This is a genomic window from Flavobacterium cupriresistens (assembly GCF_020911925.1).
Classification (GTDB): domain Bacteria; phylum Bacteroidota; class Bacteroidia; order Flavobacteriales; family Flavobacteriaceae; genus Flavobacterium; species Flavobacterium cupriresistens.
In genome coordinates, this window is sequence record NZ_CP087134.1 from 810,015 (window position 1) to 822,518 (window position 12,504).

Sequence of the window (12,504 nt, forward strand, 5' to 3'; positions counted from 1 at the left end):
TTATTTTTTTAGTAAATTTGATATACAACTCTGTTTGTCAATCGCTTACTATTAACTTCTTTAAAAATAACCATTATGAAATTACCTAAAGAAATAACCAACGGTTTTTTGATATTCCTTGGAATTGGCGTTTATTTTTTATTGATGAATGTATTAGGTTTAGCCCATTTATTCTATTTACGAACCTTAAATGTGTTTTTTATATTTTATGGCGTAAATAAAACCATGCGAATGAACCTTCACGAAGGAGAAACCAACTTTGTTTCGAATGCCGTTTCTGCGATGGCAACCTCTGTAGTTGGTGTCGCAATGAGCGTTTTCGGGCTGTTAGTTTATAGTTATGCAAGAGGTGGAGATGCCTATGTTAAAACATTATCAGAGACTTTTATGTTTGGAGGAAATCCCTCAGTACCAACTTACTGTATCTGTTTATTGTTTGAAGGGATCGCATCGTCGGTTATCGTCACTTTAATGATGATGTTATACTGGAATAACAAGTATGTAGCCGATTAATTTTTCAAAGTAAAACAAACATTTTAGCACTCTAAAATCATAAAAAAATATAATTCTATGATTTTAGAGTGTTTCTTTTTTGAAAATGCCTATCAAATATTCATTTACAGAACACATCATTGGTTGATTAGAACAATTTAACTACTTTTGGAGCATCAAAAAAATGTATCAATGAGCATTACGAAACACAACTGGACAAAAGACGAAATAATCGCAATATATAATAAACCTATGATGGACTTGCTGTATGAAGCAGCAACACTTCATAGACAAAACCATGATCCAAACGTAGTACAGGTATCTACACTGTTATCTATCAAAACGGGAGGATGCCCTGAAGATTGTGGTTATTGCCCACAGGCTGCGCGTTATAACACCGGAGTTGAAGGAAACGACTTAATGAGTGTAAGTCAGGTAAAAGCTCAGGCTTTGCGTGCTAAATCAAGCGGATCATCTCGTGTTTGTATGGGAGCAGCCTGGAGAAACGTAAAAGACGGAGCAGAATTTGATCAGGTATTAGAAATGGTTCGTACCATCAACAAACTGGACATGGAAGTTTGTTGTACTTTGGGTATGATCACCGAAAATCAGGCACAACGACTGGCAGAAGCTGGTTTATATGCTTACAATCACAATTTAGATACTTCTGAAGAATATTATAAAGATGTTATTTCAACCCGTGGTTTTGAAGACCGTTTAGAAACGATCGAAAATGTTCGTAAAACCAATGTTACGGTTTGTAGCGGAGGTATTATTGGAATGGGTGAAAGTATTGAAGACAGAGCAGGAATGCTTGTAGCGCTTTCTACCTTAAACCCACAACCGGAATCTGTGCCAATTAATGCTTTGGTTGCAGTTGAAGGAACGCCAATGGAAGATGAAAAACCAGTTGAAATCTGGGAAATGATTCGTATGGTTGCTACAACAAGAATTGTAATGCCGGATACACAAGTTCGTTTGTCTGCAGGAAGAACCAATATGAGTCGCGAAGGACAGGCAATGTGCTTTTTTGCCGGAGCAAATTCTATTTTTGCCGGAGATAAATTGCTTACTACACCAAACCCTGATGTTCACGAAGACATGAAAATGTTCGAATTATTAGGATTGAATCCACAAAAACCTTTTACAAAAGTTTCGCAACCTAAAACGGTTGAAGCAGCTGATTCTCAATTTGTCCCACTGGGTGAAAAACCAAAATGGTCAAGACCGGGGCACAGCATTGAAAGAAATCTTGAAGCTTCAGGTAAAGCAAAAGTTTAATATAAAGATTTTATAAATCTCAAATACTATTTTAAATTGCTTTTGGCTTAATGTCAAAAGCAATTTTTTTATTTAGAAAAATGAGAAGGGAAAATCTCAAAATCTGATTCTATTTACAAATTTTACAATTGCATCAGGTCTGACTAAGGAAGGATCTTCCCTTGTTACGTTCATCAGTATTAATAAAGCGCTTTTTTTTGAATAATCACGCAAAGAGGCGAAAACGCAAAGTTTTTTCTCTTTGTCTGACTTCGACTTCGCTCAGTCTGACAAAGAGAAACCTTTATTTAGGAAAGGTATTTAAAAACTTGTTTTACCTATAGAAGGAGTCGCAAAGTTTTTTAACCTTTGTCTCACTCTGCCTCTGTTCCTTTGAACCTGAAAATTATTCCTCACAAAGTCGCAGAAACGCAAAGTTTGATTCTTTGCAATACTGCGACTCTACAAGAAAAACAAGTCATCACACTCGTTTTAGCTTTTAAAACATCACTTTCTTAATTGATACTGTATTATTCTCTAACTTAACTTTTACAAAAAGAAGCTGATCCTGAGATTTTAAATTTACAATTTGAAAAGCCGGATCATTAATCGCTGATTTTTTATAAATCATGTTTCCGCTTACATCAAAAATAAGAATCTCACTAATTGTACTTTCAGAAGCATTGATATTGATTATTTTATCTTTTGCGCTTACAATAATCTCTTTTCCCTTATTTTCAAACTCGCCAACTCCCAATGATTTGTTGACATAACGCAATATAAAACGATCGTCAAAGACACCTATTCCGGTTGAAAACTTATAATCACTTTCTCTTAAATCATGTATTTGTCCGGTTATTTTATCTTCGATATAAATGGCCTGATGTACCAAATTCCCATCGGAATCATCTATCGAAATAGTAAAATCACTTACAATTGCAGAACGATATCCCAAAGGAATTGTATCGGTATCTAAAAAAGGCAGCGCACGCCCTTGGATAACATATTTTTTGTTACTGTTAATACTATAAAAATCCAAAAACGGATTTCCGTCAAGTGTTACACCATCAAATCTATTATCATGACCGTTTGTTGCTCCTTCCACATAACCAATCAGCAATTGTTTAAATGCTCCTTCCTCATTTTCCAGATCAAGCCATATGCGATGTCGCTCTAAATCGGTATTTTTTGAAGTATTTTTTATTTTAAAAAACTGACTGTTATCCGCACCCCCCAACCTCATTGCATTAGTAAAAGCGACCGTTCCGGCACTAACCGTTGTGGCGAAAAAAGATTGTCCTGCCCCAATTTTACCCGTTGGTTTAACCCCGGCATCCGTAGCCGGATTATCCGTATGCCCGGGATCACTTTTTGCAGATATTGCTACACCTCCAACAACATTATAACTCGCATAATCATCTGCGTTGTATTTATATGGTCCTACTCTACCTATAGGCGTATTATGGGTCCAGAAAAAGATAGTTCCATCCAGAAAAGAATTTGCAGGTAAAAAAAGATCCGCGTCCAAAGCAGAAGGATATGGATTTCCGATTAAATAAAAGTTACCCGCATCCATTGTTTCTCCGGACAAAGCACCATTGTTTGGAGCGCCAACAAATTGAGCTGTATAATCGGCTCTTACCGTATTTGAATAACTTTGAGGTCCACGAATAATATAACCTTTACCAATTATCATTTCGGTATTGGAACTGGTCATCACCCAGTTTGTTCCATTAAAACTAAAATATTTATCGGATAACGTTAAGGGTGACACATCTACTAATTTTTGTGGACTCACCGGTGTTGACCAATAAATATAATCGTATATAAAAATCTGTTTACCTGTACGTTTGTAACTAATAGAGCCCGAATTCAGTAACGGATTATCATTTGCCTGAACTAAACTTGCATTATTCTCAAACAGTAATTCCGTTCCCGGTGCTGAATCAACAGTTAATGCATTAGTTACCGTTAGCGTGTTTAATGCATTTATGGTCACTTTTTTCCCTGCATTTACTTTACAGGTACAACTGTTTATATCTCCTGTTGTCGCATAATCGTCAGCAAAGATAATATTATGATTTATTGTTGGCGTTCCACCCGACCAGCCTCCTGCTGTAGTGTAAGTGTTTGTTACAAGCGGATTTATAACTATATTCGATAAGGGTGGCGAAGCACAACTACCACTATATTGAACAATAAAATTATAGGTTCCGGGTGCAAGTCCGGTAATTGTATATGTTGTTGGATCGGGGCCAGCGCCTCCCGCATAAGTATTGGGAAAAGAACCGCTTTGCGTTATCGTATAATTACTCATATTGGGCAATCCATTTAAAACTAACGTACCGGTCGGCGTTAGACATGTTGGATCAGTAATTCCTCCATTAACGGGCGCAGTTGGTTGTGGAATTATTGTGATAGTAGCAGAACCACCTGTAAATGCTGAACTTCGAACACAAGTATCAGCTCCGGTTACAGAAACCAAAGTATAAGTCGTTGAAGTCGTAACCGGAGTGGTAAAAGTCGCAAAAGCAACACCACTGGTCACATTAGTCTGTGTACGATCTGCTCCGCCATTTTCTTTATAAACTACTGTATAAGGACCTGTACCCGTGGTTGCTGTAAAAGTTAGTTGTCCTGAACCTGTCGCACAAAATGGGCCATTGGCTGTTAAACTTCCTTGCGGTAATGGATTAACAGTAATTGTCGCAGAACCACTCGTGAAACCGGAGCTTCGAACACAAGTATCAGCCCCTGTTACAGAAACTAAAGTATACGTTGTAGAAGTTGTAACCGGAGTAGTAAAAGTCGCAAAAGCAGTACCACTGGTCACATTAGTCTGCGTACGATCTGCTCCGCCATTTTCTTTATAAACTACTGTATAAGGACCTGTACCCGCGGTTGCTGTAAAAGTTAATTGTCCAGCTCCCGTCGCACAAAAAGGACCATTAGCTGTTAAACTACCTTGTGGTAGTGGATTGACCGTAATTGTCGCCGAACCACCAATAAAGCCGGAGCTTCGAACACAAGTATCAGCCCCTGTTACAGAAACTAAAGTATAAGTCGTAGAAGTAATAACCGGAGTCGTAAAAGTTGCAAAAGCAGCACCACTGGTCACATTAGTCTGTGTACGATTCGCTCCACCATTTTCCTGATAGACTACTGTATAAGGACCCGTTCCTGCGGTTGCCGTAAAAGTTAATTGTCCAGCTCCCGTTGCACAAAACGGACCATTGGCGGTTAAACTACCCTGAGGTAACGGGTTAACCGTAATTGTCGCCGAACCACCAGTAAAGCCGGAGCTTCGAATACAGGTATCAGCCCCTGTTACAGAAACCAAAGTATAAGTCGTAGAAGTTGTAACCGGAGTCGTAAAAGTTGCAAAAGCAGTACCACTGGTCACATTTGTCTGTGTACGATTCGCTCCACCATTTTCCTGATAGACTACTGTATAAGGACCTGTTCCCGCGGTTGCCGTAAATGTTAATTGTCCAGCTCCCGTCGCACAAAAAGGACCATTGGCCGTTAAACTACCCTGAGGTAACGGGTTAACCGTAATTGTCGCCGAACCGCCAGTAAAGCCGGAGCTTCGAATACAGGTATCTGCCCCTGTTACGGAAACCAAAGTATATGTTGTAGAAGTAATAACCGGAGTCGTAAAAGTTGCAAAAGCAGTACCACTGGTCACATTTGTCTGTGTACGATTGGCGCCACCATTTTCCTGATAGACTACTGTATAAGGACCTGTTCCTGCGGTTGCCGTAAATGTTAATTGTCCAGCTCCCGTTGCACAAAACGGACCATTAGCTGTTAAACTACCCTGAGGTAATGGGTTAACCGTAATTGTCGCAGAACCACTCGTGAAGCCGGAGCTTCGAACACAGGTATCTGCCCCTGTTACAGAAACTAAAATATAAGTCGTAGAAGTAATAACCGGAGTCGTAAAAGTTGCAAAAGCAGTACCACTGGTCACATTTGTCTGTGTACGATTGGCGCCACCATTTTCCTGATAGACTACTGTATAAGGACCTGTTCCTGCAGTTGCTGTAAAAGTTAATTGTCCAGCTCCCGTTGCACAAAAAGGACCATTAGCAGTTAAACTACCCTGAGGTAATGGATTAACCGTAATTGTTGCCGAGCCTCCCGTAAATCCGGAGCTTCGAACACAACTATTTGCTCCTGTCACGGAAACCAAGGTATAAGTTGTAGAAGTCGTAACCGGAGTTGTAAAGGTCGCAAAAGCGGTACCACTGGTCACATTAGTCTGCGTACGATTCGCGCCTCCGTTTTCCTGATACACTACAGTATAAGGACCAGTACCTGCGGTTGCCGTAAATGTTAGTTGCCCTGAACCTGTAACACAAAACGGACCATTGGCTGTTAAACTACCTTGGGGTAAAGGATTGACTGTTATTGTTGCCGAGCCTCCTGTAAATGCTAAACTTCGTGCACAAATATCAGCCCCAGTTACAGAAACTAACGTATAAGTTGTAGAAGTTGTAACCGGAGTAGTAAAAGTCGCAAAAGCGGTACCACTGGTCACATTAGTCTGCGTACGATTCGCACCACCATTTTCCTGATAGACTACTGTATAAGGACCTGTTCCTGCGGTTGCCGTAAAAGTTAATTGTCCAGCTCCCGTTGCACAAAACGGACCATTGGCTGTTAAACTACCCTGTGGTAAGGGACTGACCGTTATAGTAACGGTAGCAGAATTTACAGCAGCACAAGAACCGTTTTGAATTACGGCTCTAAAATCTATCGTTTCAGTAAGTGGTCCTGACGTATAAGTTGCAGCTGTGTTAACAATATCATCCCACGTTCCAAATGGACCTGATGATTGCCATTTTAAAATGGTTCCGGTATATCCACTCAAAGTTAACAAACCACTTGTAGCTCCTGCACAAATTGTTTTTGCGCCACTTATAGTTCCTCCAACAGTTGTTGCAGAAACAATTACATTTGTTGTATTGTTTGCCGCAATATTTGAAGAACACACTCCCGATGTAAGATTGGTAACAGTAATTGTACTTGTTCCTATAGTAGTCAAACCAACTGCTGTAAAAGTCCCCGTTCCCGCAGAGGTAACCGTCATAGCTGCAGTAAGTGCAGTCCCGGTGGGATTAGTTCGATTATATGTTACTGTATAAACTCCAATAGGTAAAGAAGCTGCGCTGGAAGTTACCGTTATTACGGAAGTACTCCCAACCGAATTACAAACACCTGCTCCTGAAATTCCTGTAATACTATAAGTTGGACAAGTATAAGTAACGATAACCTGACCACGTGCGCCATTACCGCCACTCTGAGCGCCGCCCGACGCTGAGTTCATTGCTCCACTCCCCCCTCCACCAGGAGGAGTTCCAAAATTTCCGGGGCCATTACCCAATAAAAGACTGCTCAGAGCAGCTCCTCCGGCACCTCCTCCGGTATCACCTCCCTTTCCTCCGGCTCCCGAAGAGAGTCCTAGACTTAATAGAGCAGAAGCACCATTTCCCCCTGTGACACCAGAGGTTTTTGCTATTGAACCAAACGAAGCCGTATTTAACCCTCCGGCACCTCCGGCTGGTGCTCCTCCTGCCGTATTCGCAACACCTCCATGTCCACCAACCGCTAAGAGAATCGTTTCAAAACCAGTTATCGTAGAACTTCCACCATTACCACCGGTAGCTGTTGTACCAGTCGTTACTCCTGCCACTTTAACAGCCAAGGTATTTCCTGCCACAACTGTGATAGCACCATGTGCAAAAGCACCACCACCACCACCAGCGCCGCTTCTTCCAGCTAATAATCCGGCTCCACTGGCTCCTCCACCAGCTCCACCACCACCCCAAGCTTGTACGTCCATCGAAGTAATTCCAGCCGGAACTACTAATGAACCATCAGCCGTAAAGGTGTGAGGGGGTTGCGCCCATAAAGAGCCAAAAACAAATAAAAACAGAAAGGAGAGTTTTACCTTTAGAAATGATGTTTTTTTATAATGCAGCTTCTTTTGAGAAAAACAATGCATTAAAAATTGAAGCGGGAAAGCTGGTAATTTTTTTTTCATCGCACTACTTTTTAAGTTAAAAAGAAAAATTAAAACCAAACAGACGTTTGGTTAAAATGAAACTCTAAATACCTCAAAAAATAATTTTGACTATCAAAATCAACTTATAATTAAAAGCAAAAAAATACTAAAATGCTGCTTTTTAATTTGTGGTATTTAAAATAGCAATCAATATTTTGGCAGAGAAAAACAGAAAAGAGATGTACTTCGTCGGGCTTATAGGTACGTTTGTCGTACAAGCATAGCAACAAGGTACAATTTTATTTACAAGACAACAAAATATTTTACATAAAATTGTAAGAATTAGACACTTAAATAATTATGCGTTGATATAAAAACAGCATATTCTCCTTTAAAAACGGTAGTTCATCGGCAAAAAACGCATTTTGTCGAGTGTCTTTATTTACTGATAAAAAAATGAGATTTTCAAGCCATGAAAAAGAAAACATTCTGTATTGCATCATAGATGTAGCTAACCCAAAAAATAATCGCATCGAATCAAATGTTTTTCATGAGACTAGTCTTCTAATTAACTCAAATTGCTAGTTAATTATTCTTTTTCAATCTCTTCCTAATTTGAATAGCCTCCAGCTTTAGCTCAATATCATTAAGTTAATGGTATTTTTTCACGCAGATTGTGCAGATTCTGCGGATTTTTTTTCAATCTGCTAAAATCTGCGTGAGACTTTTTTTGACAATCCTAATAACTTGTTTCATTTTAGAAATAAGAGAACCTGTGGCTTGAATTAATTAATATCAGAATACTATTTTTTGAGTTATAGTATGATTGTTCTCCAAAACAACTTTTACTATTAGAAGTTGATTGCTGCATGACGGATTTGAAAATTGAAATGACCTCGCATCGATTTTATCTTTATAAAAAAGTAGTTTTCCACTAACATCAAAAAAATGAACTGACTTAATGTTCGTTTTTGCTGCTACTACATTTATGGACTTGTCTTTTACGGTTATCTGAACGCCGTCTTCCAATTTCTCCAAAGCTTCCTTTTTTAAGGTCTTTTCGGTGTAGTGTATTACAAAACGCTCCTGAAAAACTCCTTTTTCAGTGGTAAACAGATAGGGGGCTTCCCGTAAGTTATGTGTTATTCCCTTCGTTTTGTCTTCTAAATAAACATTCAAGTTCTCGTAGAGTCCTTCCTTTTTAGCAATTTTAATACTAAACTCCCCCTCAACAGCAGTCTCGTAACCCAGAGAAATTGAATCAGATTTGTCAAATACTGCTGTTATTCCCTGAATTACCAAATGTTTATTTTCGAGAATACTGTAAAAATCTGCCCATTTATTTCCTTTAAAAGATTCCGAATTAAAACTATCAACCGACACATCGGGTGCTCCATACACATAACCAACCAGGATTTGTTTAAAAATGCCTTCCCTATTCTCAAAATCCAACCAAATACGGTGTTTTTCGATTCCGGTTCTGATTTGCTTTTTATTATTTATCCCTGTTTTAAAAAAAGAAGTATTTTGACCAATAATTCGCATGCTGTTATCAAACGCAACAACTCCCGTATTTTTACTTACAACAAAAAAAGCCTGATTTGAAGCAATTGTTCCATCCGGTGCGGTCTCCTCTATTCCGTAAGAAAGTGCTGCTCTTGTTCCTACGCCTCCCAACAAATTATAAACTGCATAATCATCTGAAGTATATTTATGATCTTTAATTGGAGTATTATGTGTCCAGAAATAAAGAGTTCCTTTGATGTTTTGACTGTTTTTATCCAAAAACAAATCCGCACTAAGAGCTGAGGGATAAGGATTCCCAATTAAATTAAAAGTATTCTCTTTTCCTAAACCCAAACTAATCTTTCCATTATTCGGAACTCCTTTAAATATTGCATCATATGCCGAAGCTGTTGTAGCTGAAAAATCCTGAGGTCCGCGGATGCAATATCCTTTTCCGGGGGTCATAGTATGTTGCGGATCTTCAATGCTCCAATGATCTAATTCATAGTTATAGGAGAAAAATTTATCCGATAATGTCTTCGGAGAAACAGCTATCAGTTTTTGATCTACTACCGGAGAGGCCCAATAGGTATAGTCAAATTTTAAAATCGGAGATGATTTTCTTAGAACTTGTACGATTCCCGTATTTACAATTTCATCATCATCTTGATATAAACTGGCCGCATTATTTAAAACCAGTGTCCCCAAACCGTTATAATCAAATTCAACCCCTAAAGTATTTCCACTTAAAAGCGTAACGGTCTTCCCTTCCTTGATTGTACAGTTACATATCGCTGTCGCTGTTAAACCCGGATAATCTTCTGAAAAAGTGACTTCTTTTCCAGCGGACGGAAAACCATTTGACCATGCGATACCATTCCAATCGGTCGCTTCTAAACAAATTTTTAAACGAGCAACCCTATGTTTTGATTCTCCGGAGACGGAATTAAAATCGCCACCAATCATAAGTTTGCGATCAGCAGTAAAATGCATAGTGCGTACCTTATTGTTTAAATTTGCCTGAAAGCTGTTATCATAATCCCCCAACTTTAATAACCGTATTAACCTTAGGCAAGCTGTACTTTTATAAGTTCCTGAAAAAGTTCCTCCCACTAGGATACGATCATCGGGTTGTACTAAAATACTAAGAACATCTCCTTTACTAAAACCGGATCCGGAATCAAAAGTCGTATCCAGACTTCCGTTGGAATTCAATCTCAGAATCCGTTTTTGTGGAGTCCCATTGTACATTAAAAATGACCCTCCTACTATTATTTTCTGATCCGATTGTAACGCAATTGCACTTACTTTTTTATCAAACCCACTACCTGTGTTAAAAGTGGCATCTATACTTCCATCCTCATGAAGACGTACTAAACCTGACACCATAGTACCGTCAAAAGAAGTAAATCGTCCGCCAATCAGAATTTTTCCGTCCGGTTGAACCAGTACGGCCTCTACAATAGCATTGGCACCCAAACCAACATTAAAATCAACATCAAGCAAACCGTTTGCCAACAATCTGACTATTCTTCCAACCTGTACAGTATTATATGACGTAAAATTACCGCCAACAATTATCTTTTGATCGGGCTGAAGTGCCATTGCATAAACCTGATTATTAAAGCCTGAGCCTAAACTAAATGTTAAATCAACGGTTCCATCTGCTAAAATACGAGCAATCCTATTGCAAGTTGATTCGTTGTATTTTGTAAAATTCCCACCAAAAACAATCTTATCATCGGCTTGTAAAACGGCCGTTTTTATGCTGTTATTCGCTCCCAATTGCTTGGAATTAAAAGTATCATCTAAGGTTCCATTTTCTAAAACTCTGGCTATTCTTGAAGAAAAAGCTCCATTGAATCTGGTAAAATTCCCAAATACCATAGTTTGTTTACTGGCCAAAGGCAAAACTTTTAAAACAGAATTATCAAAACCAATTCCGGCAGCTAAATATCCGGTATCCTGTTCTCCTCCGCTATCAATTCTAGTCAGTCTACCCTGATTCAGACTATCAAATACAGAGAATGATCCCGCGATATACCAAGATCTGTCTGCCGTACTCTCTAATCCTAAAACGGAAGCAGATCCCGGTCCTGCTCCAGTATAGAAATCGTTTCTTATCGTTCCGTTAGCATTTAAAAAAAATAAACGGTTTACCTCACTATTATTGTAGTAACCTGTGAAAGACCCTCCAACAGCAATAGTCCCCGAAGCATCAATTTTGATCACCTGAACCGCATTTTTACTGAGACCGGAGCCTGATAGGAAACCAGAATCGAGGGTCCCGTCATAATTGATCCGGATAATCCTATTGGCACTGTTTCCATTATAATTTGTAAATTTTCCTCCTAAAATAATTTTTCCATCGGACTGTACAGCTATTGCATTTACATCATCATTAAAAGCATTTCCAATACTAAAATGTTCATCAACTCTGCCATCAGAATGCAGTCTGACTATTCTGTTAGCCGAAACTCCATTAAAAACAGTAAAAGCTCCCGCTACTATAATTTTTTGATCCGGTAAAATTTCAATATTAGTAATGAGTGCTGAAGCCCCAGTTCCTGTATTAAAAGAGGGATCTAATGTTCCATTGGGTAAAACACGTGCTATTCTATTTACGGTAACGGCATTGTATTTGGTGAAACTGCCCACTATAATTATTTTTCCATCCGATTGCAAACCCACTTTATAGATGATTCCTGTCGCAGCTGCAATTGCTGTATTGAATGATATATCTTGTGATCCATCCGTATTTAAACGAATTAGTCGACCCACGCTGACGCCGTTGTAAGCTGTAAAACTTCCTCCAACAATTATTTTTCCATCCGGTTGCACACAGACGCTGTAGACTTTTCCGTTGAAACCATTTCCCATCTGGAAACTCTCGTCAATCGATCCGTCTGTATTCAACCGAGTCAAATAAGAGAGTTGTATTCCATTAAGAGTCAGAAAATCACCTCCTACGATCAGCTTTTCATCGGACTGCAAAAATAAGGTTCTAACGGTATTATCAAAACCATCCCCGATCGTACCGTCATCACGTACATTAAAGTTCTTATCCACTTTTCCTTGCTGTGCATACAAGTCGGCTTTATTAATAAAACTGACTACTATTACTAAAAGAATTATATTTCTAATCAAAGTCAGATAGATTGAATTAAATAGTTGTAAGATTTAACTGCAATTTATTTTTCTTTTATAAATCTGACAATACCCACTTGACGGGATAT

General features: G+C 38.8%; 4 protein-coding genes. 2 read left to right on the forward strand and 2 right to left on the reverse strand.

Translation table 11 applies throughout. The features are described from left to right. Positions 1 to 75: 75 nt before the first annotated feature. Both LNP23_RS03755 and bioB read left to right on the forward strand, forming a co-directional pair. A complete protein-coding gene (locus tag LNP23_RS03755) occupies positions 76 to 513 on the forward strand; it encodes a hypothetical protein (protein WP_047776608.1) in 438 nt (145 codons plus the stop codon). 171 nt (positions 514 to 684) lie between these two features. After that, positions 685 to 1,773 carry a biotin synthase BioB gene (gene bioB, locus LNP23_RS03760; RefSeq protein WP_047776607.1) on the forward strand — a complete coding sequence of 363 codons (1,089 nt, stop codon included), beginning with the start codon at positions 685 to 687 and terminating at the stop codon, positions 1,771 to 1,773. Positions 1,774 to 2,251: 478 nt separating this feature from the next. On the opposite strand, the gene LNP23_RS03765 is transcribed toward bioB, so the two are convergent. After that, positions 2,252 to 7,801 (reverse strand): T9SS sorting signal type C domain-containing protein, encoded by a 5,550-nt coding sequence (locus tag LNP23_RS03765; protein WP_230003828.1) that lies wholly within the window; start codon positions 7,799 to 7,801, stop codon positions 2,252 to 2,254. Between the two features lie 756 nt (positions 7,802 to 8,557). Beyond that, positions 8,558 to 12,415, reverse strand: coding sequence for a T9SS sorting signal type C domain-containing protein (locus tag LNP23_RS03770; RefSeq protein ID WP_230003830.1), 3,858 nt, complete (start codon positions 12,413 to 12,415; stop codon positions 8,558 to 8,560). Positions 12,416 to 12,504: the final 89 nt, after the last annotated feature.

Coding starts and splice junctions, on each gene's coding strand:
- LNP23_RS03755 (WP_047776608.1), top strand. CDS start 76: ATGAAATTACCTAAAGAAATAACCAACGGTTTTTTGATATTCCTTGGA.
- bioB (WP_047776607.1), top strand. CDS start 685: ATGAGCATTACGAAACACAACTGGACAAAAGACGAAATAATCGCAATA.
- LNP23_RS03765 (WP_230003828.1), bottom strand. CDS start 7,801: ATGAAAAAAAAATTACCAGCTTTCCCGCTTCAATTTTTAATGCATTGT.